This window comes from Vibrio clamense, from assembly GCF_050337905.1.
Taxonomy (GTDB): domain Bacteria; phylum Pseudomonadota; class Gammaproteobacteria; order Enterobacterales; family Vibrionaceae; genus Vibrio; species Vibrio cortegadensis.
Genome location: NZ_JAKJTJ010000020.1, coordinates 209,748 through 235,069, shown reverse-complemented (window position 1 = coordinate 235,069; position 25,322 = coordinate 209,748). Strand labels below are relative to the sequence as shown.

The following is a 25,322-nucleotide window of genomic DNA, read 5'->3' as shown; positions in this document are numbered from 1 at the left end:
GTAGCAAGGAATAGTTAGAATAAATATGGCGATTAAGCAGATTCTATTCGCAACGTTGTTGGCAACTAGCGTGTCAGCGAATGGCGCAGAAAATTTTGTCGTTCAAGACATAAAAATCGAAGGATTACAGCGTGTGGCTCTCGGTGCCGCATTATTGAAGATGCCTGTTCGTATTGGCGACTCTGTTGACTCACAAGACGTATCGGAAATTATTCGAGCGCTTTATGCTTCAGGTAACTTTGAAGATGTAAAAGTATTACGTGATAACGATGCTTTAGTCATCCAAGTCAAAGAGCGCCCGACCATTGCCAGCATCTCATTTTCTGGTAATAAAGCGATTAAAGAAGAGCAGCTTCAGCAGAACTTGGATGCATCTGAGGTTCGTGTGGGTGAAGCTTTAGATCGCACTACGCTAAGCAATATTGAGAAAGGTTTAGAAGATTTTTACTACAGTGTTGGTAAATATAATGCGACGGTAAAAGCGGTTGTAACCCCACTTCCTCGCAATCGTTCTGACCTTAAATTTGTTTTCACCGAAGGTGTTTCCGCTAAAATTCAACAGATAAACTTTATTGGTAATGAAGTTTATAATGATGAAGAGTTACTTTCTCGATTTAATCTGAACGTAGATATTGAGTGGTGGAACTTCCTATCTGATGATAAGTACCAGAAGCAGATTCTTGCAGGTGATTTAGAAGCATTGAAGTCTTACTACCTTGACCGAGGGTATTTGAAGTTTAAGCTTGATTCGACACAGGTTGCCATCTCCCCAGATAAGAAAGGTGTCTATATTACGCTTGGCCTAGAAGAGGGCGAAGCCTACACCGTCAAGGACATCAATTTCCGTGGTGACCTTGTAGGTAAAGAGGCTGAGTTTACCGCTTTAAATCCTTTTGAAGCTGGCGAAGTGTATAACGGCTCTCGAGTGACGGAATTAGAGGAAGGGGTTAAACGTATTTTAGGGGAGGCGGGTTACGCTTATCCTCAAGTTCGTACTATTCCTGAATTTGATGATGAAACTAATGAAGTGTCACTTATTATCAATGTTGATGCGGGTAGTCGAATTTATGTTCGTGATATCCGATTCACTGGAAATAACGCCACTAAAGACGAAGTTTTACGTCGTGAAATGCGTCAAATGGAAGGCAGTTGGTTAAATTCAAAATCGATAGATACGGGTAAAGCACGTCTGAACCGTCTTGGTTACTTCGAAACGGTTGATGTTCAAACGGTTCGTGTTCCAGGAAGCGAAGATCAAGTCGATTTAGTGTACAACGTAAAAGAAGCCAACTCGGGTAGTGTAAACTTTGGCGTAGGCTACGGTACGGAATCTGGCGTAAGTTTCCAAGTCGGTCTACAGCAGGATAACTTTGCCGGTAGTGGTAATCGAGTCGGCATCAGTGCCATGATGAATGACTATCAGAAAAATATCAGCTTAGAGTACCGTGACCCATACTGGAACCTTGATGGTGTGAGTCTAGGTGGTAAAGTTTTCTACAATGAATTTGAAGCTTCTGAAGCGGGTATTGTTGACTATACCAATGAAAGTTACGGTACGAGCTTAACGTGGGGTTTCCCGTTTGATGAGCTCAACCGTGTCGAATTTGGTATTGGTTATACGCATAATAAGATTTCAAACTTAGATGCCTATGTACAAATTGAGCAGTTTTTACAAGCGCAAGCCGATAACATGAACTCTGACGGTAGCTTGGTGACCAATGATTTTGATCTCAATATTTCATGGACACGCAACAATTTAAACCGAGGGTATTTCCCGACGGAAGGTAACCATCAACGAGCATTTTTCAAGGCAACGGTACCGGGCTCTGATGTTCAGTATTTTAAAGCTCAGTATGATGTGAAACAGTACATACCTTTAACCAAAAAGCATGAATTTACGCTCTTGATGCGTGGTCGTTTAGGTTACGGTAATGGTTATGGTCAAACGAATGGTAATGATAACTTATTCCCATTCTATGAGAACTACTACGCGGGCGGCTTTACCACTTTACGTGGTTTTGGTTCGAACTCCGCCGGGCCTAAAGCTGTTTATAATGAAGGTGTAGGTAATAACCCTAATTATAAAGCGACAGATGACTCTGTCGGTGGTAACGCGGTGGCATTGGCAAGTATTGAGCTGATCGTACCAACACCATTTGCATCGGATGAAGTACGAAATCAAATCCGTACTAGCGTATTCTTCGATATGGCAAGTGTATGGGATACCGAATTTGATTACCGTAAAGCGAGTGCTGACATGCCTGGTGGCGCTTACTACTACGACTATTCAGACCCAACAAATTATCGTTCGTCATATGGTGCTGCGTTGCAGTGGATGTCTCCTATGGGGCCATTAGTATTCTCAGTCGCGAAGCCGGCTAAATCTTTTGAAGGTGATGATGAAGAGTTCTTCACTTTCACTATTGGTAGAACATTCTAAATTTTAAGGAATATATTTTGAAAAACATGATGAAAGCAGCGGGTCTTGGCCTTATCGTATTAAGCTCTTCTTTATTTGCTCAAGCTGCGGAAGCTGCTCAGAAAGTTGGTTATGTTAATACTGCTCAAGTATTCCAAGAGCTACCTCAACGTGAAATCGTACTGCAAAAATTGCAAGAAGAGTTCAAAGATAAAGCGGCTGAACTACAAGCGATTCAAGCTGAAGCAGCAACAAAAATTGAAAAACTTAAGCGTGATGGTGAGCTACTAGGTCCAGACGAAGTTGAAAAACTACGTATTGAAATTGGCCAACTTCAGAGCAACTACAAAATCAAAGGACAAGCTTTAGAGAAGGCGAGTCAACGTCGCGAAGCTCAAGAGAAGCAAAAACTATTTAAGCAAATTCAAGCAGCAGTAAAAGCGGTTGCTGAAAAAGAAGGTTACGATCTGATCGTTGATATTCAAGCTATGCAATATGGTAAGCCTGAATTTAATGTGTCAGAACTGGTTATTAAGCAATTAAAATAAGAACGTTATGCCACAACTCACTTTAGCCGAATTGGCCGTAATTACCGGGGGAGAGCTCTACGGTGAAGGTGATCAAATCATCTCATCGGTTGCTCCTATGGATAAAGCAAAACAAGGAGAAATCACTTTTCTTTCGAATGCAAAATACAGCAAGCATTTAGCTGATTGCTGTGCATCTGCCATTATGGTTAAGGCGGCGGAAAGAGAACTTTGTCAGACAAATGTTATTGTTGTGGATGACCCCTATGTTGCTTTTGCTAAAGTCGCTCAAGCTTTAGATTTAACACCTGCAGCGGCTGAAGGTATTGCACCTTCTGCCGTTGTTGCTAGCGATGCCATTATTGGTGAAAACGTCTCTATTGGTGCGAATGCAGTGATTGAATCTGGAGCTGAACTCGGCGATGGTGCTGTTATCGGTGCAGGTTGCTTTATTGGTCAAAAAGCCAAAATCGGTGCTAACACTCAGTTATGGTCGAATGTAAGTATCTATCATGATGTTGAGCTTGGAAACGATTGTTTAGTTCAAGCAAACACAGTGATTGGCTCTGATGGTTTTGGTTATGCGAATGAGAAAGGCGAGTGGATAAAAATTCCCCAAGTCGGCTCTGTTCGTATTGGTAACCGTGTTGAAATCGGCTCTTGTACGACGATCGATCGCGGTGCATTAGATGATACCATTGTGGACGATAACGTGATTTTGGATAACCAACTCCAAATTGCTCATAATGTTCACATCGGATATGGTTCTGCGATTGCAGGTGGTACTATTATCGCTGGCAGCACTAATATCGGTAAATACTGTATTATTGGTGGTGGTTGTGTGATTAATGGTCACATTGAAATCGTCGATGGAGTAACGATCACCGGTATGGGTATGGTCATGCGCTCAATCAAAGAGAAAGGCATGTACTCTTCTGGTATCCCATTGCAAACCAATAAAGAGTGGCGTAAAACAGCGACTCGCGTACATCGAATTGACGATATGAATAAGCGATTAAAAGCTGTCGAGAAGTTAATCGATAGAAATGTGGAATCGTAATACCATATTTATTGAAGAAGGCTCGCGATGTGCGGGTCTTTTTCGTCTATAATCGCAAATAATTAATTAAGTATTAGAATAGGAATATGACTTTGACTACTGAAAAGAAAACGATGAATATCACTGAAATTCAGGAGCTTTTGCCTCATCGCTACCCATTTTTGTTGATCGATCGTGTTGTTGACTTTGAAGAAGCGAAGCACCTAACGGCAATTAAAAATGTTTCCGTTAACGAACCACAGTTTACTGGTCATTTTCCTCAGCTTCCGGTTTTTCCTGGTGTTTTGATTCTTGAAGCTATGGCTCAAGCGACAGGTTTACTTGCTTTCAAATCGTTTGGTGCGCCATCTGAGAATGAGCTTTATTACTTTGCAAGTGTAGATAAAGCGAAGTTCCGTAAACCGGTTGTCCCAGGTGATCAAATGATCATTGAAGTAGAATTCATTAAAGAACGTCGTGGTATTGCTCAATTTAATGGTGTCGCTCGTGTAGATGGCGACGTTGTTTGTTCCGCTGAACTTAAGTGTGCACGTAGAGAGTTTTAATATGATTCATGAAACCGCTCAAATCCACCCTTCTGCTGTCGTTGAAGAGGGTGCCAAAATCGGCGCTAATGTTACGGTAGGGCCTTTCACCTATATTACAGGCAACGTAGAAATTGGCGATGGGACAGAAGTTATGTCTCACGTAGTGATCAAGGGACCTACAGTTATTGGTAAAGATAACCGTATTTTCCCATTCGCGGTTGTTGGTGAAGAGTGTCAAGATAAAAAGTATCAAGGCGAAGATACACGTCTAGTTGTAGGCGATAGAAATATCATTCGTGAAAGTGTACAGATGCATCGTGGTACTGTTCAAGATAAAGGTGTGACTACCGTTGGTAGTGATAACTTATTTTGTGTCAATGTCCATATCGCGCATGACTGTGTTGTCGGCGATAACATTATCATGGGTAACAATGCGACTCTTGCGGGACATGTAACCGTTGAAGATTACGCGATTGTTTCTGCCTTATCTCCTGTTCACCAATTCTGTACCGTTGGCGCTCATAGTTTTATTGGTGGTGCATCGGTTGTTGTTCAAGATGTCCCTCCATACGTGATGGCTCAAGGTAACCATGCAAAACCATTTGGTATCAATATCGAAGGGTTAAAGCGTCGTGGATTTGAAAAGAAAGAGATCCATGCGATTCGCCGTGCTTATAAAGCGCTTTACCGCAATGGCAATACTTTAGAAGAAGCGAAAGTCGAGATTAACAGCGAACTTGCAGAGTTTCCTGTTCTACAAGGATTCCTTGATATCTTTGAGAAATCGACACGTGGCATTATTCGCTAAGTACTATTCTATTCTTTCTTCAGTACTATTATTTACCAAGTGCTGTGATTGAGTGTTCAGTTGCTATTGCTGTCAATAAAGATCGCTGTTTTCAGCGGTCTTTTTGTGTTTTTAGATTGGTATGATTTTATGCCACAGTTATTGGGATAAGTGACATGTTAAACGCAAAAAAACCATTACGCATCGGTATCGTTGCTGGAGAACTTTCTGGTGATACGCTAGGTGAAGGTTTTATTCAATCGATTAAACAGCAATATCCTGATGCTGAATTCGTGGGTATTGGTGGTCCTAAGATGATCGCTTCAGGCTGCGAATCTCTGTTTGATATGGAAGAGTTGGCAGTGATGGGGCTTGTTGAAGTCTTAGGTCGGTTACCAAGGTTATTAAAAGTAAAACATCAGCTAGTTGAGTATTTTACGCAAAACCCGCCGGATGTATTCGTAGGTATCGATGCGCCTGATTTTAATCTTCGATTAGAAAAAACGCTCAAAGACATCGGAATAAAGACCGTTCATTATGTCAGTCCTTCTGTGTGGGCATGGCGACCAAAGCGTATATTCAAAATTGATGCAGCAACAGATTTAGTGTTGGCATTTCTGCCTTTCGAGAAAGCTTTCTATGATAAATATAATGTGGCTTGTGAGTTTATCGGCCACACTCTTGCTGATGCGATCCCATTAGTAAGTGATCAACGCGCGGCTCGTGAACTGCTGAATTTAGATCAAGATCGTCAATGGCTTGCAGTGCTACCAGGGAGTCGTGGAGGAGAGGTAGCATTGATTGCTAAACCTTTCATCGAGACTTGCCAGCGTATTCATGCTAAGCACCCTGAGATGGGGTTTGTTGTTGCTGCTGTGAACAAAAAACGCCGAGAGCAATTTGAATCAATCTGGAAAGAGACGGCACCTGAGCTGGATTTCGTTATCATTGAAGATACCGCAAGAAATGTCATGACCGCTTCAGATGCGGTTTTACTTGCATCAGGTACCGTTGCGCTTGAATGTATGTTGGTGAAGAGACCAATGGTTGTTGGTTATCAAGTCAATAAACTCACTGGCTGGATTGCACAAAAGCTATCGATTACTGAATTTGTATCATTGCCAAATGTGCTTGCGGGTAAAGAGTTGGTTAAAGAGTTCATTCAAGAAGAGTGCCACCCTGATTTCCTTTATCCCGCAATGGAAGAAGTATTGGCTAATGATAACGTTGAATTGATTCAATCGTTTACTGAAATGCATCAATGGATCCGTAAAGATGCAGACACGCAAGCCGCAAATGCAGTACTCAATTTGATTGGTTTACAAACAGATTAATATGACAGATAAAAAATTGATGAAAAAAACCGTAAAAGAGAAACAAGAACTGCCTGAATTTGAGTATCCTACGGGGTATTCCCTTGTTGCGGGTGTTGATGAAGTAGGCCGCGGTCCACTGGTTGGCGATGTGGTGACAGCGGCTGTGATTCTCGATCCGAATAATCCAATTGAAGGGCTAACGGACTCAAAGAAACTATCAGAAAAAAAACGCCTTGCACTTTACCCTGAGATTAAAGAAAAAGCTCTAGCATGGGCGGTGGGTCGCTGCTCTCCAGAAGAGATTGATCATTTGAATATTTTACAAGCGACGATGGTTGCGATGCAGCGTGCAATAGAAGGGTTAGCTATTCAGCCAGATCTTGCTCTCATTGATGGAAACCGAGTGCCGACGTTATCAATGGACGCCATTGCTGTAGTGAAAGGCGACCTTCGAGTTCAAGAGATCAGTGCGGCCTCTATCATCGCCAAAGTGGTTCGTGATCAAGAGATGGAAGATCTGGATAAACTTCATCCTGAATTTGGTTTTGCGCAGCACAAAGGGTATCCAACCAAAGCCCATTTTGCTGCTATCGAACAACATGGTGTCATCGACCAGCACCGTAAGAGTTTCAAGCCAGTTAAAAGAGCTCTGGGTATCGAATAAAAGCTGCTATACAATGCTTCTCTACGTAAATAAGTCAATTCAGAGCTTATTTACGGCCATATTCTGGTTAATTCAGGTTCCATATCCACTGAATTAACAATTGATTAGATTATTTAGAACTCAAATTATTTATGTCAGACCCTAAGTTTATACATTTACGTGTTCACAGTGATTTCTCGATGATCGACGGCCTGTCGAAAGTGCCGCCGTTGGTCAAAAAGGTCGCGGAAATGGGCATGCCAGCGCTTGCATTAACCGATTTTACTAACCTATGTGGTTTGGTGAAATTTTATGGGACAGCACACAGTTGTGGTATCAAACCGATCATTGGTGCTGATTTCATGATGCAGTCGCCGGAGTTTGGTGATGAGCTGACAAAGTTGACTATTCTTGCTTCCGATAATGTTGGATATAACAACTTAACATTATTGATTTCAGAAGCTTATCAACGTGGGCATGTTCAGCATATCCCCGTGATTGATAAAGAGTGGCTCGTTAATCACAAGCAAGGTCTGATTATCCTATCTGGCGCGAAAAGTGGTGAGATTGGAAAAGCATTGTTGAAGGGGAATGCCGAAATTGTCGGACAGTGTGTCGAATTCTACAAAACGCACTTTCCGGACCGCTTTTATTTGGAGCTGATTCGAACAGGCAGACCAGATGAAGAAGCCTATCTGCATTTCGCTTTAGAGCTCTCAGAGCAAACCGATTTGCCTGTCGTAGCAACCAATGAAGTTGTCTTCCTGACTGAAGACCTGTTTGACGCCCATGAAATTCGCGTGGCGATCCATGATGGCTTTACAATGGTCGATCCTCGTCGCCCTAAGAACTACAGCGCACAGCAATACTTACGTACTGAAGAAGAGATGTGCGAGTTATTTGCGGACATTCCTGAAGCTCTAGCCAACTCGGTGGAAATTGCTAAACGCTGTAATGTAACAGTGCGTCTTGGGGAGTACTTCTTACCTAACTTCCCAACCGAAGGTCTTAAAATTGAAGACTATTTGATTAAGAAGTCAGAAGAAGGGTTAGAAAGACGATTGGCATTCTTGTTCCCGGACGAAAAAGTTCGTGAAGAGAGAAGACCAGAGTACGATGAGCGTTTGAAGATCGAACTTGAAGTTGTCAATGACATGGGGTTCCCAGGTTACTTCTTGATCGTAATGGAATTTATCCAGTGGTCGAAAGATAATGATGTTCCAGTCGGTCCTGGTCGTGGTTCTGGTGCAGGGTCACTTGTCGCTTATGCTCTTGATATTACTGACTTAGACCCACTAGAGTACGATCTTCTATTTGAACGTTTCCTGAACCCTGAACGTGTCTCCATGCCCGATTTCGATATCGACTTTTGTATGGATAAACGTGACCAAGTGATTGATCACGTAGCGGAAATGTATGGTCGAGATGCGGTATCTCAGATTATCACCTTTGGTACCATGGCAGCAAAAGCGGTTATACGTGATGTTGGACGTGTTCTCGGTCACCCGTTTGGCTTTGTCGATCGTATCTCAAAAATGATCCCGCCAGATCCGGGAATGACGTTAGAAAAAGCGTTCAAAGCGGAACCTTCGCTGCCTGAATTGTATGATGCCGATGAAGAAGTTCGAGAACTTATTGATAAGTGCCGAATTCTAGAAGGTTGTACCCGAAATGCGGGTAAACACGCGGGTGGGGTTGTAATCTCGCCAACGACGATCACCGATTTTGCTCCTATTTATTGTGATGCCGACGGTAACTTCCCTGTTACACAGTTTGATAAAAATGACGTTGAAACCGCCGGTCTGGTTAAGTTCGACTTCTTAGGTTTAAGAACATTAACCATCATCGATTGGGCGTTGGGGTTAGTGAACCCTCGCTTAGAAAAAGAGGGTAAAGCCCCGGTTCGTATCGATTCTATTCCGTTGGATGATCCTGCTTCATTCAGGTTGCTGCAAAACTCAGAAACCACGGCGGTATTCCAATTAGAATCTCGCGGAATGAAAGATCTGATCAAGCGTCTGCAACCCGACTGTTTTGAAGATATTATCGCATTGGTTGCACTATTCCGTCCGGGTCCGTTGCAATCGGGCATGGTAGATAACTTTATCGACCGTAAACATGGTCGTGAAGCGGTATCTTATCCTGATGAAAAATGGCAACACGACTCACTGAAAGAGACGCTTGAGCCTACTTATGGCATTATCTTGTATCAAGAACAAGTTATGCAAATCGCCCAGATTCTTGCTGGTTATACCTTAGGCGGAGCAGATATGCTGCGTCGTGCGATGGGTAAGAAAAAACCAGAAGAGATGGCGAAACAACGTGGTACTTTTGAAGAAGGTGCGATAGCCAACGGTGTCGACGGCGAGCTGTCGATGAAAATCTTCGACTTGGTTGAAAAGTTCGCAGGTTATGGCTTCAACAAATCTCACTCAGCCGCATACGCGCTGGTTTCGTACCAAACTTTATGGCTGAAAACTCATTACCCTGCTGAATTTATGGCGGCGGTGATGACAGCGGATATGGATAACACAGAAAAAGTCATTGGCTTAGTCGATGAATGTCTGCGTATGAAATTGACGTTACTGCCACCGGATATCAACTCCGGTCTTTATCGGTTTAATGTCGATGAAAATGGTGCCATCGTTTATGGTATTGGCGCGATAAAAGGGGTGGGTGAAGGCCCTATTGAAGTGATTATCGCGGCACGAGAAAAGGGCGGTCACTTTAAAGATCTCTTTGATTTTTGTGCGCGAATTGATTTGAAAAAAGTCAATAAACGAGTGATCGAGAAGCTGATTTATTCTGGCGCTCTCGATCGCCTTGGGCCGCACCGAGCTGCTATGATGGCGTCATTAAATGATGCAGTAAAAGCGGCGAGCCAACACCATCAAGCAGAAGCGTTTGGTCAGGCAGATATGTTCGGCGTATTAACGGATGCCCCTGAAGAAGTTGAGCAAAAATATACTCAAGTTCCGAAATGGCCTGAAAAAGTATGGCTGGAAGGTGAGCGCGAAACTTTAGGGCTTTATTTGACCGGGCACCCAATTAATGCGTATATAAAGGAACTTGCTAAGTACACCAGTTGTCGACTAACTGATGCGACCCCGACAAGGCGGGATCAATCGGTGACCATTGCGGGTTTGGTGATCGCCGCACGAGTGATGACGACCAAGCGAGGTACGCGAATAGGATTGATGACCATTGATGACCGATCGGGTCGAATGGAAGTGATGTTATTCTCAGATGCCTTAGAAAGGTATGCTGAATTGCTAGAAAAAGACAAAATATTAGTCATTTCTGGACAGGTCAGCTTTGATGACTTCAATGGTGGGCTTAAAATGTCCGCGCGCGAAGTTATGGATCTTGGAGAAGCACGAGAAAAATACGCTCGTGGTTTGTCTATTTCTATTGAACAATCACAAGTCGATGAGAAATTTTTTGAGCGCTTTAGTCAAATCTTAGAGCCTCACCGAGCGGGAACTGTTCCCGTCAATGTATACTACCAACGTTCCGACGCAAGAGCGCGGTTGTCTCTTGGTACAGAGTGGAGAGTGACTCCTTCTGATACATTACTAGATGAATTAAAACTGCTACTTGGAAATGGCCAAGTGGAACTCGAATTTAACTAAAATTTAGCTCCAACTTTCGGAGAGCTGAGTAAAAAAGGATTCATAGATGAGCCTAAACTTTCTAGAATTTGAAAAGCCTATCGCTGAACTAGAAGCAAAAATTGAAGCTTTACGTGATGTATCTCGCCATGGTGGCGACGCAGCGGTCGATCTAGACAAAGAAATTGAACAACTAGAGAAAAAAAGCTTAGAGCTTAAAAAGAAAATCTTTAGTGATCTTGGTGCGTGGCAAGTGGCGCAACTTGCACGCCACCCGCAACGTCCGTATACCAAAGATTACCTAGAGCATGCCTTCACCGAGTTTGAAGAACTGGCTGGTGATCGTGCGTTTGCTGATGATAAAGCAATTGTTGGCGGTATGGCTCGTTTAGATGGTCGTCCAGTGATGGTTATTGGTCATCAAAAAGGTCGTGAAACAAAAGAAAAAGTGATTCGCAACTTTGGCATGCCAAAACCTGAAGGCTACCGTAAAGCATTACGCTTAATGGAAATGGCTGAGCGTTTTAACATGCCAATTATCACTTTCATTGATACCGCTGGAGCTTACCCAGGTGTTGGCGCTGAAGAGCGTGGTCAATCAGAAGCTATTGCTAAAAACTTAAAAGTAATGGCAGGTTTAACTGTGCCTGTTATTTGTAACGTTGTTGGCGAAGGTGGTTCTGGTGGTGCATTGGCGATCGGTGTCGGCGATTACGTTAATATGCTGCAATACTCGACGTATTCCGTGATCTCTCCTGAAGGTTGTGCTTCAATTCTATGGCGCGATTCAGATAAAGCACCACAAGCTGCTGAAGCGATGGGGCTTGTTGCTCCTCGCCTTAAAGAGCTTGAGTTGATTGATGATATTATCGATGAACCACTAGGTGGCGCACATCGTGACCCAATCCAAATGGCTGCGAATATGAAAGCAACATTGGTTAAACAACTGGCTGAATTAGAGCAATTTGATCAAGATACGCTGCTTGAACGTCGCTACCAACGATTAATGAGCTACGGTTACTGTTAATCGCTCGTAAGACATATTGATATTGGAAAGGCTAGATGGTTATCTAGCCTTTTTTTGTGGATGCAGTTTCACCATCTATCTTATATTGATTATCCACTTGTCGCAGGCTAGGATACTTTCGTCTATTTGATACGGATTGTTGTTAGTCATCCAGATTCTGTTCAATAGCACGGATTATCCATACTCTTGGCACTCTACTTAGGCTCTCTATGTGTTCATCTATGTTCGACACTTTTACTCAATCAATTAATCAATATCGTCAACCGGAATCCAAAATTATTCTAGGGTTAAGCGGCGGAATGGACTCTAGGGTTATGCTGGATTTATTGGCTCAATTTCAACGAGACAATCGAGATGTTGAGTGCTTGGCAGTCCATGTTCATCATGGTTTGAGTGAACATGCTGATGAGTGGGCAAAAAAGTGTGTAACGTGGTGTGGTGATAACAATATTCCAGTTGTGGTCGAAAGAGTGCAGCTTGATCTGAATGATGGCAATAGCATCGAAAAGCAAGCGAGGGATGCTCGTTATGCGGTATTGAGTAAGCATATGTCAAAGCATGACCTTCTGCTCACCGGTCAGCATGCCGATGATCAACTTGAAACCTTTCTGCTAGCTTTAAAGCGAGGAAGTGGGCCGAGAGGACTGTCCTGTATGGCTGAGTCGATGCCATTTAGCCAAGGACAATTATTACGCCCTCTGTTACAAGTACCACGTTCGGTGATTGAATCGTACATTCGAACCAAGGAGCTTGATTGGGTAGAAGATGAAAGCAATCAAGACACTCGTTATGATCGCAATTTCATTCGCCATCAAATTGCTCCGAGTTTACTCCTGCGTTGGCCTGAATTAAGGGCGACGGTTCATCGTAGTGCTCAACTGTGTGCGGAGCAAGAGTCATTATTGGATGAATTACTGGCAGACCGATACTCAAGTCTTGTCGATGAGTTCATGGGTTTAGATATCAAGCAGCTTGGTAAACAGAGTGATCGTGTTCGTTCCCGATTGATTCGCATGTGGTTTGAAAATATGCAGCAGGTGATGCCTAGTCGTCACCACCTTGAACTGATTTGGAAACAAGTCGCCAATGCCCAGCAAGATGCTAACCCTATACTAAACTTACCTCACGGGCAGGTTCGTCGTTATCAGAATAAGCTTTTCTTTGTTGAGCATGTTCAAGATGTGAGTGATTGGCAGCATGCTCTTGAACTTGATAAGTCGTTGTTTTTGCCTGATAGGTTAGGTGAAGTGTCCTTAATTGCATCTCGTTCGACTCAGTTGAATGATCGTGAAAGTTTAACTGAGCCACCGAATTTATCGTTTGAGAAAACGGTAGGCATTACAATGCAATTCACCCTACCAAAAGGGCAGGAATCTAGCTGTTATGTGCACTTCGCTCCGGAAGGATTGGTTGCTCACCCTGAGGCAAGAGGGCATAGCCGGAAATTGAAAAAATTGTTTCAAGAATATGGTGTGCCGAGTTGGCAGCGTAGGCGGATCCCTATTTTGATGTTGGATGATCAGGTTGTCGCCGTACTCGGCCTATTTGTGGATAAACACTTTTCTGGTCAAGATTGTGAACTCGTCTGGGACAAGTAGGTTAATTTCATGCCACAATTGTATATATATTCATATAAATAATAACAAAGATAGGTAAAGCAATGAAAAAAGTCGTGATTGGATTGATGTTAGGTCTTGGCCTTTTAAGTAGCAATGTTATGGCTGGTGATATCGCCGCAGGTAAGACAAAAGCCGCTATTTGCGCAGCTTGTCACGGCCCAGATGGCGTTGCTATGATCCCTGGTTACCCGAATCTTAAAGGTCAGAATGAGCAGTATATTGTATCGTCACTAAATGCATATAAAGCAAAACAGCGTAATGGTGGCCTTGCGGTTGTCATGCAGGCTCAAGCAGCAATGCTGAATGATGCTGATATTGCTAACTTAGCGGCGTACTACGCAAGTCTTAAGTAATTCAATTACCAAGGTTTTCATGAATAAGAATCTAAGCCAGAGCTTGTTAGCTCTGGCTTTTTTTAGATTGAATGTTTTGTATAGCTATCCGATAATAGCGAAATTAATAAAGTTAAGGGATGAACATGAAAAAGATTGAAGCCATCATTAAGCCGTTTAAATTGGACGATGTACGTGAAGCTCTAGCGGATGTAGGGATCACGGGAATGACAGTATCTGAAGTGAAGGGTTTTGGCCGTCAGAAAGGGCATACAGAACTTTATCGTGGTGCTGAATACATGGTTGATTTTTTACCTAAGGTAAAACTGGAAATTGTGGTCACTGACGATGTCGCAGATCAATGTGTTGATACCATTATTGAAACGGCACAAACGGGTAAAATAGGTGATGGTAAAATATTCATCACTGAAGTTGAACGCGTGGTTCGAATTCGAACTGGCGAAGAAGACGAAGAAGCCGTATAAGAATATCAAAAGGAGCCGTAAGGCTCCTTTTTTGATTGCACAGATTTCCCCTATAACGGTGTTAGCGCCTCTGCTTTAAAGTGGTATAAGCACGCTCTCAGCTTTATTTGATGAGACTTCGGAGCGAGCTGTACTGAGTCGATATTATTTTAAATAGGATAGGTAATGAAAAAAGTACTGGTGAGTGTTTTGTTTCTCGTAACCTTGGTTTTTCTTGGGTTTTCTATGCTTTTTTCTGTACCGCCGACACCAGAAGTGATCTCCTCTGCTGCTGGTTCAAATCAAAAGTCATTACAGTGTTTTGATAATCCATCACCAGAAGCTATTGACCAAAATGGCGAGCTAAATGTATTAGTTTGGAATATCTACAAACAGCAACGTTCCAATTGGCGTGAAGAGTTGGAATCGCTAAGTGAATATCGCCAACTGATGTTGTTGCAAGAAGCGAGCATGACAGATGAGTTAAAAGGTTGGATTGCGGAACAGTCTTGGGGAAGTAATCAAGCCAATGCATTTGAAGTTTTTAATGTGGGTGCCGGGGTATTAAACCTAGCGACAAACCTACCAATTCAGGCGTGTGCTTATATGGACCTTGAGCCTTGGTTGCGATTACCTAAATCGGCATTGAGAGCTTATTATCAACTCTCTGATGGTAGTACTTTAGGTGTGATTAACGTACATGCAGTGAATTTTACTTTTGGAACACAAGAGTACCAGCAGCAGTTGAACAAACTCGAAAAATCCATTCGAGATCATAAAGGACCATTGATTGTCGCTGGAGATTTCAATAGTTGGAGTGATGCTCGCGTTCAAGCCATGAAGAATTCATTGAGAGAGCTCGGGGTACAGGAAGTGCATTTTAATCCGGATAATCGAACTCAGTTTGTAACGGGGCTCACTTTGGATCATATCTTTTATCGAGGGTTAGAGCTAAAAAACGCAAAAGCGCCCATGACGGACGCTTCGGATCATAACCCTTTGCAGGTTAGCTTTAAGTTAATGGAAACAGACTAACCAAGCAGAGACATGACGAGAATGTAGAATGCCCAGATCACGTAGTAACCAACCCAAGGAAGGGCTGAAATAACGAGAGCTTGCCCACGCTCAAATTCAGTCCAAGTCAATACAGCGGCGTAACCAAGGACAATATACCAAGGCATAAGCAGTGGCAGTGAGCTCGCAAATTGTGACCACTCATGAGTCAATGGCAGTTTAAGTAAACCATTCAGGCTATTTAAATCCGCTGCATAGATCATAACTTGGCCATGCTTCAGTAACAAACTCACGTAGCTCGCAAAATCACCAATAACCGCCGGGAACATGATCACAGATGCTGCTGCAAACCAACGCCAAAAGCTGTGCTTATGCTGGCTAGGCTTAGTGGCTAAATTAAACCAGAAAGCGAGCATGAGAATAGACATCGTACGTCCTGCGACATCACTGATGATCTCACTTGCGAGTAGTGTATTACTGTCTAATAGTTTTAACTGTTCAGGGTTAACAATCGCCAGTTGAGTTGAAAGTGCCGCACTTAGCCATTCAAAATTGACGTTCGCAAAGTAAGCGCCCCAAAATAAAAACGGGCTCAGAATCAGGATAATATAAGGTTGCCAGCCCCAAGCGCCTCGTTGATACAAAGCGAGGAAGCAAGACGTTGGCGATCGAAAAATATCGACCAACATAATTAAAGGGTTACTTGAAGGGGTCATACACTTACCTTGGTTACATCAACATATAATTTGAGTTTTTGGCCTGGTTGTAGATATTTTTTGCCAACCAGTCCATTCCATTTCGCAATATCGTTACTTTTTACTTTGAATTTACTCGCGATGCCACTCAACGTATCGCCAGAACGCACGCTATAAAAAACGGTGCGAATAATGGCTCCCTCGCTGCCGTTTTTCCAGATGACAAGCTCTTGGCCAATACGAAGCGTATCTCTAGGGCCCATGCCATTCCACTTTGCTAGCGATTGGTGTGACACTTTATTTGCACGTGCAATTGTCCATAAACTGTCACCCGATTTAACTTTGTGGGTAAGCTTGTACTTACCGCGAGACGTTGCCTGAGTTTTCGCTAAGCGGTTAGAAGCACTAAGCGCATAGGCTTTATCGTCTTTGGTTGAGGTTGGGATCATCAGAAACTTACCAACACGAATGCTATTGTTGCTCATGCCGTTGGCTGAACGAATAACCTTGGTGGTGGTATTGTATTTTTTTGCTAGAACACTGAGGCTATCGCCTGATTTGATTTTATACCTAACTAATTTCATTCCCTTGCCGCGATTCGCAGCAACGTGTTGATTGAAATTGGCAACATTCTCTATGGGTAGCAAAAACTGATATGGTCCATCTGGCGCAGTTGCCCACTGGTTATAGGCTGGGTTATAGCTTTGTAACTCTTTTACACTCATGCCTGCGTATTTAGCAGCAATGGCCAGATCAAGCTGTTCATTTGGATCTACAAGCTGTAACACTGGCGTGTTAGATATTGCAGGAAGTTTCAAACCGTATTTATCTTTGTTTGCGATAACATCTGCCAGCGCAAGCAATTTAGGTACATATCCACTGGTCTCTTTAGGAAGATCTAAAGAGAAGAAATCAATCGGTTTTCCCGCTTTTCTATTTTTTCGAATGGCACTTGATACTCGACCACCGCCACTGTTATAGGCGGCAATCGCATGGTTCCAATTACCATCAAAGCGCTTATTTAAATAGGTTAGATAATCAAGAGCGGCATCGGTAGCGGCATCGACATCGCGGCGGCCATCATACCAAAAGTTCTGTTTTAAGCCGTACATCTTCCCAGTGCCGGGAACAAATTGCCACAATCCGGCAGCACTGCCGTGAGAATACGCAAAAGCATCAAATGAACTCTCAACAACAGGAAGCAGGGCTAACTCAAGGGGGAGTCCTCTTGCTTCGATTTTTTCAGTGATGAGATATAGAAAAGGAGCCGCACGTTGAGAAACGGTTTTCAAATGATTTGGGTGCTTTAAGTACCAAGTTCGGTAGTAGTCGACACTTTTATGATTTGGAACATCAAGCTCAAGCTGCATTGCGATTCGTTGCCAAACATCGTCTTGGCTTTGTGGTGTCGCTTTTACAGGAGTGGAGGTTAATTCTGTAGTTAGCGTTGGCTGTTGCGTCGCTGAGCTATCAGTATCCATGGTAGATGCATTTTGTTGTGTTTGAGTTGCCTCATCAACGACATTTGATTCATCTTGAGATGTATTGTTATTCGACTGAGTTAATTGGCAACCCGATAGTAGTAATGCCAAAACCCAGCTGTACTTAGCTCGCATTGATACAGCCTTTTTAATTTACGGCTGCTGATAATACTTGTCACTTCATACCAGTGACAAGTATCAAATCGTTAAAATTCGTTTTTCCACTCACGTAATGCAGTAAAAATTGACAGAGGATCGGTTTGTTGAGTTCTGGTTGATACTGATTTCATAATGCTTGGCTGTGTGTAGCGCAAGAATGGATTGATCCACTTTTCTTGGCGTAACGTCGTAGGAATGGTGGAGAGGTTTTGTGCTCTTAAGCGGTTGACCTGCTCTCTATATTGATGAAGTAGATCGTTGTCTGGTTCTACCGCTAATGCAAATGCGAGGTTGCTGGCGGTATATTCATGCGCACAGTAAATTTCAGTCTCTTGCGGAAGTGAGAGAATTTTATTGAGTGAATCAAACATCTGTTGTGGTGTGCCTTCAAATATACGACCACAACCTGCCGAGAACAGAACATCCCCACAGAAGAGTTTTCCATCACCCACATAGCCAATGTGACCTTTAGTATGCCCTGGTAGGCCAAGCACTAAGAATACTTCGCCAAATAGCTCTAACTGATCGCCATCTTCCATTGGGTGGGTAAGGGTAGGTATGGGTTCATGTTTAGGCCCAACAACATCAATGGTTGGGTACTGTCTAACGAGCTCAGGCACTCCTCCAATATGATCATTGTGATGGTGAGTGATAATAATGGCATCGAGAGTGAGATCGTGCTCTTTTATGTAGGCTAAAACCGGTTTTGAGTCACCAGGATCGACAACAGCGCAACGTCGATCGCTATTTTGAATTAGCCAGATGTAATTGTCATTAAATGCGGGTATGCTTTTGATATGTAACATTGTCGATTCTCCAGCCTCTAAATGTGAGACAGGTTATTAATGAAGCCAGCACGTAGCCCGAAAAAGCTTGAAAAGCCCTATTCATGGTCGGAAATAAAAAACGGCCAGTGGGTATGTGAATCTATCCAAACTCGGCTTGATGAGTGGTGCCCTAAACTATTTGGCTATCATATGCTAAAACTTGGCGGGCTGAGTTGTGAGCTTGCCAGTTGCACCTGTAATATTCAACATCAAGTTAACTTAGATTTGAAAAATCCGCTGCACAATGTGATAGCGGATGCGAATCACCTTCCTTTTTTGGAAAAAAGCTTTGATACGGTCGTGCTCGCGCATCAGTTAGATTACGCCAACGATCCACATCGAATATTACGCGAAGTTGATCGGGTAATGATGGATGACGGGTATTTGATCATCACTGGCTATAACCCTTTTAGTTTTACCGGGCTGGCAAGCTTGTTTCCATGGCGGAAGAATAATTTTCCGTGGAGTGGTCGAATGTACACGCCGAATCGAATCAAAGATTGGTTGGGTGTGCTTAATTATCAAGTGGTGCATTGTGATACCTATGCGCTGTTTCCGATGCAAAGATATCAAACGATGTGGACTTGGCTTGAGAATAGCTTAGGTGATTGGGCATCCCCGATGGGCAGCATGTACTTTATCGTCGCCAGAAAAAGAACCTACCCACTCAAACCGCTTAAACCTCATTGGAAGCTTAAGCGTCGTTTATCGCCATTAGGGGTAAATTATAGCGTGGGTAAAGATAAGCCATAGACTAACTGGTCGGTTGGTAGCCGATATCCTCTTCCGTTGGCGCTTCAGCCGCGGCTCTGGCGATATCATCACAAATTTCGTTTTCACGATGGCCTGCATGGCCTTTTACCCATTTCCATTCAACTTGGTGTCTTGCTGTTTCTGTATCAAGTGCTTTCCAGAGATCTGAATTTTTTACAGGTTTTTTGTCTGATGTCATCCAGTTGCGTTTTTTCCAATTATGGATCCATTGAGTGATCCCCTGTCTTACATATTGGCTATCCGTAGTAAGTACAACTTGGCAGGGCTCTTTTAACGTTTGCAACGCCACCACTGCGGCAAGCATTTCCATGCGATTGTTGGTGGTTAAGGTATACCCTTTGGAGAGCGTTTTTTCGGTCTGTTTATAACGTAATACGATCCCATATCCGCCGGGTCCAGGATTACCTAAACAGGAACCATCTGTGAAAATTTCAACTTGTTTAGCCATGATTTGATACTATTAGCAGAAGCACATAATTCACATAGTCTGACATACATATCATTATGAATACCAGTAACAATTCTGAACAGAAACGTATCATTGTATTAGATACGGAAACCACAGGTATGAATACCGAAGGTGGTCCACATTACCTTGGTCATCGCATTATCGAGATTGGCGCGGTGGAGATCATTAACCGTAAATTGACCGGTCGTCATTTTCATGTGTATGTGAAAGCCGATCGAGAGATCCAAGCGGAAGCGGTTGAAGTTCACGGCATCACCGATGAATTCTTGATCGATAAACCCTTCTATCAAGATGTGCATGAAGAGTTCCTTGAGTTTATTAAAGGTGCTGAGCTGGTGGCCCATAACGCTCCCTTCGATACGGGCTTTATGGATTACGAGTTTGAAAAACTTGATCCTGCAATTGGTAAGACGGCAGACTACTGCAAAGTGACAGATACGTTAGCCATGGCGAAGAAGATCTTCCCGGGCAAGCGTAATAACCTTGATATTCTTTGTGATCGATACGGCATAGATAACTCTCACCGAACCCTCCACGGCGCATTGCTCGATGCGGAGATATTGGCTGATGTTTACCTGTTGATGACGGGTGGTCAAACGACGTTACAGTTTAACGCAGGCCAGCAAGGTGGTGTCGACGTCATAAAACGAGCGGATTCTGGACGGAAAGCATTAAAGGTTTTACATGCAACGGCCGATGAACTAGATGCACATCAGTCCCGTTTAGATATCGTTGAAGAGAACGGAAGTTGCCTCTGGCGCATTTAGGAGAATATATGTTGAGGATTTTTGCTACTTTCAGTTTGTTATTGGTCACTTTGAGCGCATGGGCGACACCTGAATCCTCAATGTCGCTACTCGATAATCGATTTCGAGTGGATCCAACGATCGAGCAGATAACATTTGTCATTTATAGAGCTAAAGATTCTCAACCTGTTGTGTTAGTGCGCCCTGATGGTAAAAAATATTACTCATGGCGATCGCCTGATAGCGTCCGTTGGTATCAAGAATCATCGATGGATATTATCTCTATTGATAAACCTATGGCGGGCCCGTGGCAGGCGGTAGGGCAAGTGTCACCCAAGAATAATATTAAATTATTGTCACACCTCACTTTGGGGACAGACCGATTTCCAAATCGTCTGTATAAAACTGAATTCTTAAAGTTTACCGCTCAGCTCAAAACAGGTGATAAACCATTGGTGCTACGTGACTTCTTAGATCGCGTGAAACTAAAGGTGACGTTTACTAAGTTTGTTGAGAATGAAGATGAGTTGGTGAAAGAGGCTCGTCCAATCCCCATTGTGGTTGGTGAATTTCTTGATGACGGTAAACAGTTAGACGAAAAAGCGGGCGATGGTGTGTTTACGGTAGGCTTACCGATAGAAGTTGAGCCAGGTAAATACCGGGTTCGAGTCACGTCAGGTAACGGTGTATTTTTAAGAGCTCAAGAGAGTACGGTATTAGTGTACCCTTCACCGATTTCCACCACGTTTATTCAGTCTAGAAAAGAGGGTGTGGACCATAATATTGTGATCTCAGGAGAGCAAGGGATGATTGCTCCGGGAACGATCGCGGCTCATATTGAACAGCTGACACCGACTGATCTTATCAACTATGTTGAAGGCCAAGCGGAGAAAGAGGCGTTTAAAGTCTCATTGATGCTAGAGAACCACCTTGAATTAGGAAAGTACTCTTGGAATGGGCGCATATTCGCGACAGACGCCGCCACACAGCGCGGCTTGGTTTTTCCAATAAGTGAGCAGACTTATAGTGTCGTAAAAGATGTTGATATAGAGGAGTCGAGGCGTCTTCAAGAAGAGGCGCTTGCCGCGCAGAAAAAGATAGAAATGGAGCAGCAGATGCTTGCAGCCCGTGAAGCGGCAAGGCAGAAAAGTATGATGGTTATTGCGATAGGAAATGTCGTGGTGATCATTTTAGGGCTATTAGTGTGGTTCGTGATTGGCAAGATCCGAGCGAAAAAGGCGGCATTACCAGAGATGCAACTTGCTGCTCCAAAGAAATAAGTAAATCGCGGAATTTAAGAAGGGACCTCTATTTAATAGAAGTCCCTTTTTGTTACTCACATCTTATATTTAAAGCGTTGTCCCAATTCCACGCATCAATATTCTACGCATCAATTAAGCGACATTATCCATGCTTGGGATTTGGGGCTTTGCCGCGAGCTCTTCCGGCTCAAACTCATCAACATTGATTGTGTACAAACGATGGATTTCAGCCTGTCTCAGAAGTGAGGCTTCCTGTTCGTTGATCAAACCTCGCTCTAAACCTATGTCGGCAATCAGATCAAGGCGTAAGAATGGTCGACGTTCGTTTATCGCTTTACATACTTTCGTAAACACCGGCTCTGCTTCTAAAATAATCTCAAGTGCCAGTTCAATTCTTCCTACAGGGTTATTCTCCGTTGGTTCCAAGTATTGTCCACGACCGATACGTGAGCGTGACGCTGACGGTGTTTGTAGGATCTGTGCAACTTGGCTATCTAACTTATCATTTGGTGCTGAACGAACGCGTCCATATGGAAGTAGAATAAAGCGTAAACAACCACCAATCACTCGGTTCGGGAAGTTAGCTAAGAAGTCATCAATGGCTTTTTCTGTTTGTTTTAAGCTGTCTTGTAGGCCCCAATGTACAAGTGGCAAATCTTCGACCTGACGTCCATCATCTTCAAAGCGCTTTAACGTTGCTGAGCTTAAATATAGCTGACTTAGAATATCGCCTAAACGAGCAGATAAACGCTCTTTACGCTTGAGCGAACCCCCAAGTACAACCATTGACACATCTGAAAGTAAAGCAAGATTTGCACTGTAACGATTCAGTTGTTGGTAGTATCGCTTAGTTGCATCAGAGGTTGGTGAGTGTGAGCCGATGCCGTCAGTCAAACCGAACCAGAAGCTACGGATCAAATTACTGATTGTGAAACAAGTGTGACCTGCAAGAGCAGCATCAAATTTTTCAACAGCATCAGAACTCTCTGAGTAAGCCGCATTCATTTCAGTGAGCACGTATGGATGGCAACGAATCGCCCCTTGACCGTAAATAATCATCGAACGGGTAAGAATGTTAGCACCTTCCACAGTGACAGCGATAGGAGCGCCTTGGTAGCTACGAGCAAGGAAGTTCGATGGGCCTAAACATATCCCTTTACCACCAGCGATATCCATTGCATCAATAACACTTCGTTGGCCACGGTGAGTACAGTGATATTTTACTATCGCTGAAATAACCGATGGTTTTTCACCGAGGTCGATCCCGGCGACGGTTAAATTACTTGCCGCATCCATTACATAGGCGTTGCCTGCAATACGCGCTAGTGGCTCTTCGATGCCTTCCATTTTGCCTATAGGCTGTTTGAATTGACGACGAATTCTCGCGTAAGCTCCAGTGGCTAGTGCTGCTGTTTTTAAACCACCTGTTGCATTTGACGGTAGCGTAATGCCTCGACCGACAGATAAGCATTCCACCAGCATTTTCCAGCCTTGGCCTGCCATCTTAGAACCGCCAATAATGAAGCTCAAAGGTACAAAAATATCATTAGCGCGAGTTGGCCCGTTGTGGAATGGCACATTAAGTGGGAAGTGTCGTGTACCAATCTCAATCCCTTTAAGATGAGTCGGTATCAGTGCACAAGTGATGCCTAGATCTTCTTTATCGCCGAGTAACGCATCTGGGTCGCGAAGCTTAAATGCAAGCCCAAGAACAGTCGCTACAGGTGCTAAAGTGATGTAGCGTTTATTCCACGTCAGGCGCATACCAAGAACTTCTTCGCCTTCCCATTCCCCTTTACATACCACACCAAAATCAGGGATAGAACCAGCATCAGAACCCGCTTCTGGACTCGTCAATGCAAAACATGGGATCTCTTTACCTTCTGCAAGTCGAGGTAGGTAGTAATCACATTGATCTTTAGTTCCATAGTGTTGCAGTAATTCACCAGGGCCAAGAGAGTTTGGAACACCTACGGTAGAAGATAAAACACCAGAAACCCCGGTAAGTTTTTGTAGAACTAAGGACTGCGCATAGGCTGAAAATTCTAATCCGCCATACTTCTTCTTGATGATCATGGCGAAAAATTTGTGGTCTTTTAGATATTGCCAAACTTCTGGAGAGAGGTCTGCCGATTCATGAGTGACTTGGTAATCATTGACCATTGCACATACTTCATTAACAGGACCATCTAAAAACGCCTGCTCCTCTTTTGAAAGCGTAGGTGGCGTTATATTGTGAAGTTTGTCCCACTGAGGTTTACCTTTAAATAGCTCTGCTTCCCACCAAACGGTACCTGCATCTAAGGCTTCTTTCTCCGTTTGTGACATGGCTGGAAGGACTGTTTTGAAGATTTTCAGAGCTTTTCGACTGATAAGGCTTTGGCGAATACTAGGGACGGAGAAAACGGCGACAGATAAAGCATAAGTACACCAACCTATAAGCCCCGCATAACCAAAGGCGGTAAGTGCAAGCATGGTGGCGGTAAGTAATAACAGTGACCGAGTGAGTGATGTGCGGTGGTAGAAGCACAGTCCTAACACGACCGTAAATCCTAATATAGAGAGCAAGATATCCATAAATATGTCCTTATCAAACGCGTTTCTCGTGTGCACGTTTGTCTGTTTTAAAATCCCTGACCTAACAGGAGAGGTCTAACCAGTTACAAGTGTAAATGAAATATTAATAAAATGTAAAACATCTAACTGTATAAAAAGTGATCTAAGTAGAGTAAACGTTCTAAAATTGCGATCTTGGTGCTGATTAACTGAACAAATAGAGTGATGGAGTGGAATAAAACTTGGTTTCTTGAAGCTTAACTATCGACACTCTGAAATGTTTGTGGGTAAACTCAAAGTAATAAACGGCTCTCATTCCTAATTGAGTTAATTTGTTTGCAGTTGGTTTTTGTAAGGCGTTTTTACGCGACAAGAATGCTGCATAACAATAATGTTGCAAAATCATAAAGAGACACGCTATGTATCAAGATCTAATTAAAAATGAGCTAACAGAAGCGGCTGACGTATTAAATGCATTTTTATCGGATGACCATAATATTGCCCAAATTGAAGCGGCAGCTAAAATGATTGCTGACTCGTTTAAACAGGGTGGCAAAGTGCTATCTTGTGGTAACGGTGGCTCACACTGTGATGCGATGCATTTTGCTGAAGAACTAACCGGGCGTTATCGTGAGGATCGTCCTGGCTATCCTGGTATTGCGATTTCAGACCCAAGCCACCTTTCATGTGTAAGTAATGACTTTGGTTATAACTTTGTGTTCTCGCGTTACTTAGAAGCCGTGGGCAGTAAAGGTGATGTATTGTTTGGGCTGTCCACTTCTGGAAACTCAGCAAACATTCTTAATGCGATTGATGCCGCTAAAGCGAAAGGTATGAAGAGCATTGCTTTGACGGGCAAAGATGGAGGCAAAATGGCGGGTTGTGCTGATATTGAAATTCGCGTGCCGCATTTTGGATATGCTGATCGTATCCAAGAGATCCATATCAAAATTATTCATATCATTATCCAACTCATTGAAAAAGAGATGGAATAAGCAACATACCAT

The 25,322-nt window shown here is 43.2% G+C and carries 21 protein-coding genes and 1 pseudogene; 17 read left to right on the top strand and 5 right to left on the bottom strand.

Annotation, left to right across the window (positions count from 1 at the left end; all coding sequences use genetic code 11):
* The first annotated feature begins 25 nt into the window (after window positions 1-25).
* From bamA to L4C39_RS06130, 13 genes are all read left to right on the top strand, one after another.
* The gene (gene bamA, locus L4C39_RS06190; RefSeq protein ID WP_429745013.1) at window positions 26-2,440 is read left to right on the top strand and encodes an outer membrane protein assembly factor BamA; all 2,415 of its coding nucleotides are present in this window, start codon (window positions 26-28) and stop codon (window positions 2,438-2,440) included.
* Between the two features lie 26 nt (window positions 2,441-2,466).
* Entirely contained in the window at window positions 2,467-2,967 is a 501-nt protein-coding gene (locus L4C39_RS06185; RefSeq protein ID WP_029203514.1) for an OmpH family outer membrane protein, read from the top strand.
* 7 nt (window positions 2,968-2,974) lie between these two features.
* On the top strand, window positions 2,975-4,006 hold the full coding sequence (gene lpxD / locus L4C39_RS06180; protein ID WP_113799037.1) for a UDP-3-O-(3-hydroxymyristoyl)glucosamine N-acyltransferase: 1,032 nt from the start codon (window positions 2,975-2,977) through the stop codon (window positions 4,004-4,006).
* A 92-nt stretch (window positions 4,007-4,098) separates the two neighbouring features.
* A complete protein-coding gene (gene fabZ / locus L4C39_RS06175) occupies window positions 4,099-4,551 on the top strand; it encodes a 3-hydroxyacyl-ACP dehydratase FabZ (protein ID WP_029203513.1) in 453 nt (150 codons plus the stop codon).
* A gap of 1 nt (window position 4,552) precedes the next feature.
* The gene (gene lpxA, locus L4C39_RS06170) at window positions 4,553-5,341 is read left to right on the top strand and encodes an acyl-ACP--UDP-N-acetylglucosamine O-acyltransferase (RefSeq protein WP_261888966.1); all 789 of its coding nucleotides are present in this window, start codon (window positions 4,553-4,555) and stop codon (window positions 5,339-5,341) included.
* Window positions 5,342-5,496: 155 nt separating this feature from the next.
* Window positions 5,497-6,654 carry a lipid-A-disaccharide synthase gene (gene lpxB, locus L4C39_RS06165; protein ID WP_429745010.1) on the top strand — a complete coding sequence of 386 codons (1,158 nt, stop codon included), beginning with the start codon at window positions 5,497-5,499 and terminating at the stop codon, window positions 6,652-6,654.
* 1 nt (window position 6,655) lies between these two features.
* The gene (gene rnhB / locus L4C39_RS06160) at window positions 6,656-7,300 is read left to right on the top strand and encodes a ribonuclease HII (RefSeq protein WP_429745008.1); all 645 of its coding nucleotides are present in this window, start codon (window positions 6,656-6,658) and stop codon (window positions 7,298-7,300) included.
* Window positions 7,301-7,431: 131 nt separating this feature from the next.
* Window positions 7,432-10,911 carry a DNA polymerase III subunit alpha gene (dnaE, locus tag L4C39_RS06155; RefSeq protein ID WP_113799034.1) on the top strand — a complete coding sequence of 1,160 codons (3,480 nt, stop codon included), beginning with the start codon at window positions 7,432-7,434 and terminating at the stop codon, window positions 10,909-10,911.
* Between the two features lie 46 nt (window positions 10,912-10,957).
* Window positions 10,958-11,917 (top strand): acetyl-CoA carboxylase carboxyl transferase subunit alpha, encoded by a 960-nt coding sequence (accA, locus tag L4C39_RS06150; protein WP_113799033.1) that lies wholly within the window; start codon window positions 10,958-10,960, stop codon window positions 11,915-11,917.
* A 221-nt stretch (window positions 11,918-12,138) separates the two neighbouring features.
* A complete protein-coding gene (gene tilS, locus L4C39_RS06145) occupies window positions 12,139-13,515 on the top strand; it encodes a tRNA lysidine(34) synthetase TilS (RefSeq protein ID WP_429745006.1) in 1,377 nt (458 codons plus the stop codon).
* A 62-nt stretch (window positions 13,516-13,577) separates the two neighbouring features.
* Window positions 13,578-13,889 (top strand): c-type cytochrome, encoded by a 312-nt coding sequence (locus L4C39_RS06140; RefSeq protein WP_017053967.1) that lies wholly within the window; start codon window positions 13,578-13,580, stop codon window positions 13,887-13,889.
* Between the two features lie 125 nt (window positions 13,890-14,014).
* On the top strand, window positions 14,015-14,353 hold the full coding sequence (gene glnB / locus L4C39_RS06135; protein ID WP_017053966.1) for a nitrogen regulatory protein P-II: 339 nt from the start codon (window positions 14,015-14,017) through the stop codon (window positions 14,351-14,353).
* A gap of 165 nt (window positions 14,354-14,518) precedes the next feature.
* Window positions 14,519-15,367 carry an endonuclease/exonuclease/phosphatase family protein gene (locus L4C39_RS06130; RefSeq protein WP_429745004.1) on the top strand — a complete coding sequence of 283 codons (849 nt, stop codon included), beginning with the start codon at window positions 14,519-14,521 and terminating at the stop codon, window positions 15,365-15,367.
* On the opposite strand, the gene L4C39_RS06125 is transcribed toward L4C39_RS06130, so the two are convergent.
* From L4C39_RS06125 to gloB, 3 genes and pseudogenes are all read right to left on the bottom strand, one after another.
* Complete coding sequence (locus L4C39_RS06125; protein WP_017053964.1) at window positions 15,364-16,062, bottom strand: YIP1 family protein; 699 nt, start codon at window positions 16,060-16,062, stop codon at window positions 15,364-15,366. The genes L4C39_RS06130 and L4C39_RS06125 overlap by 4 nt on opposite strands.
* Window positions 16,059-17,468: pseudogene (locus L4C39_RS06120) on the bottom strand (LysM peptidoglycan-binding domain-containing protein); the annotation flags it as partial. The gene L4C39_RS06125 and the pseudogene L4C39_RS06120, both read right to left, overlap by 4 nt.
* A 260-nt stretch (window positions 17,469-17,728) precedes the next feature.
* Window positions 17,729-18,487: a hydroxyacylglutathione hydrolase gene (gene gloB / locus L4C39_RS06115; RefSeq protein ID WP_371729532.1), complete on the bottom strand. Its 759-nt coding sequence runs from the start codon at window positions 18,485-18,487 to the stop codon at window positions 17,729-17,731.
* A 39-nt stretch (window positions 18,488-18,526) separates the two neighbouring features.
* Here gloB and L4C39_RS06110 point away from each other — a divergent pair, with 39 nt between their 5' ends.
* Window positions 18,527-19,261, top strand: a complete 735-nt coding sequence (locus L4C39_RS06110) for a class I SAM-dependent methyltransferase (RefSeq protein ID WP_017053961.1) — start codon at window positions 18,527-18,529, stop codon at window positions 19,259-19,261.
* Between the two features lies 1 nt (window position 19,262).
* On the opposite strand, the gene rnhA is transcribed toward L4C39_RS06110, so the two are convergent.
* The gene (gene rnhA / locus L4C39_RS06105) at window positions 19,263-19,730 is read right to left on the bottom strand and encodes a ribonuclease HI (protein ID WP_429745001.1); all 468 of its coding nucleotides are present in this window, start codon (window positions 19,728-19,730) and stop codon (window positions 19,263-19,265) included.
* A 56-nt stretch (window positions 19,731-19,786) separates the two neighbouring features.
* Between rnhA and dnaQ the strand changes: the two genes are divergently transcribed.
* Both dnaQ and L4C39_RS06095 read left to right on the top strand, forming a co-directional pair.
* A complete protein-coding gene (gene dnaQ, locus L4C39_RS06100) occupies window positions 19,787-20,518 on the top strand; it encodes a DNA polymerase III subunit epsilon (protein WP_017054254.1) in 732 nt (243 codons plus the stop codon).
* A gap of 8 nt (window positions 20,519-20,526) precedes the next feature.
* A complete protein-coding gene (locus L4C39_RS06095; protein WP_017054253.1) occupies window positions 20,527-21,777 on the top strand; it encodes a TIGR03503 family protein in 1,251 nt (416 codons plus the stop codon).
* A 114-nt stretch (window positions 21,778-21,891) separates the two neighbouring features.
* Here the strand turns inward: L4C39_RS06095 and fadE are convergent, their stop codons facing one another.
* Entirely contained in the window at window positions 21,892-24,336 is a 2,445-nt protein-coding gene (gene fadE / locus L4C39_RS06090) for an acyl-CoA dehydrogenase FadE (RefSeq protein ID WP_113799025.1), read from the bottom strand.
* Between the two features lie 398 nt (window positions 24,337-24,734).
* On the opposite strand from fadE, the gene lpcA reads away from it, so the two are divergent.
* On the top strand, window positions 24,735-25,310 hold the full coding sequence (gene lpcA, locus L4C39_RS06085; protein WP_113799024.1) for a D-sedoheptulose 7-phosphate isomerase: 576 nt from the start codon (window positions 24,735-24,737) through the stop codon (window positions 25,308-25,310).
* Window positions 25,311-25,322: the final 12 nt, after the last annotated feature.

Bases quoted from the DNA above. Each gene is read 5' to 3' on its own strand.
- bamA (WP_429745013.1), top strand. From the start codon at position 26: ATGGCGATTAAGCAGATTCTATTCGCAACGTTGTTGGCAACTAGCGTG.
- L4C39_RS06185 (WP_029203514.1), top strand. From the start codon at position 2,467: ATGATGAAAGCAGCGGGTCTTGGCCTTATCGTATTAAGCTCTTCTTTA.
- lpxD (WP_113799037.1), top strand. From the start codon at position 2,975: ATGCCACAACTCACTTTAGCCGAATTGGCCGTAATTACCGGGGGAGAG.
- lpxA (WP_261888966.1), top strand. From the start codon at position 4,553: ATGATTCATGAAACCGCTCAAATCCACCCTTCTGCTGTCGTTGAAGAG.
- lpxB (WP_429745010.1), top strand. From the start codon at position 5,497: ATGTTAAACGCAAAAAAACCATTACGCATCGGTATCGTTGCTGGAGAA.
- rnhB (WP_429745008.1), top strand. From the start codon at position 6,656: ATGACAGATAAAAAATTGATGAAAAAAACCGTAAAAGAGAAACAAGAA.
- dnaE (WP_113799034.1), top strand. From the start codon at position 7,432: ATGTCAGACCCTAAGTTTATACATTTACGTGTTCACAGTGATTTCTCG.
- accA (WP_113799033.1), top strand. From the start codon at position 10,958: ATGAGCCTAAACTTTCTAGAATTTGAAAAGCCTATCGCTGAACTAGAA.
- tilS (WP_429745006.1), top strand. From the start codon at position 12,139: ATGTTCGACACTTTTACTCAATCAATTAATCAATATCGTCAACCGGAA.
- L4C39_RS06140 (WP_017053967.1), top strand. From the start codon at position 13,578: ATGAAAAAAGTCGTGATTGGATTGATGTTAGGTCTTGGCCTTTTAAGT.
- glnB (WP_017053966.1), top strand. From the start codon at position 14,015: ATGAAAAAGATTGAAGCCATCATTAAGCCGTTTAAATTGGACGATGTA.
- L4C39_RS06130 (WP_429745004.1), top strand. From the start codon at position 14,519: ATGAAAAAAGTACTGGTGAGTGTTTTGTTTCTCGTAACCTTGGTTTTT.
- L4C39_RS06125 (WP_017053964.1), bottom strand. From the start codon at position 16,062: ATGACCCCTTCAAGTAACCCTTTAATTATGTTGGTCGATATTTTTCGA.
- gloB (WP_371729532.1), bottom strand. From the start codon at position 18,487: ATGTTACATATCAAAAGCATACCCGCATTTAATGACAATTACATCTGG.
- L4C39_RS06110 (WP_017053961.1), top strand. From the start codon at position 18,527: ATGAAGCCAGCACGTAGCCCGAAAAAGCTTGAAAAGCCCTATTCATGG.
- rnhA (WP_429745001.1), bottom strand. From the start codon at position 19,730: ATGGCTAAACAAGTTGAAATTTTCACAGATGGTTCCTGTTTAGGTAAT.
- dnaQ (WP_017054254.1), top strand. From the start codon at position 19,787: ATGAATACCAGTAACAATTCTGAACAGAAACGTATCATTGTATTAGAT.
- L4C39_RS06095 (WP_017054253.1), top strand. From the start codon at position 20,527: ATGTTGAGGATTTTTGCTACTTTCAGTTTGTTATTGGTCACTTTGAGC.
- fadE (WP_113799025.1), bottom strand. From the start codon at position 24,336: ATGGATATCTTGCTCTCTATATTAGGATTTACGGTCGTGTTAGGACTG.
- lpcA (WP_113799024.1), top strand. From the start codon at position 24,735: ATGTATCAAGATCTAATTAAAAATGAGCTAACAGAAGCGGCTGACGTA.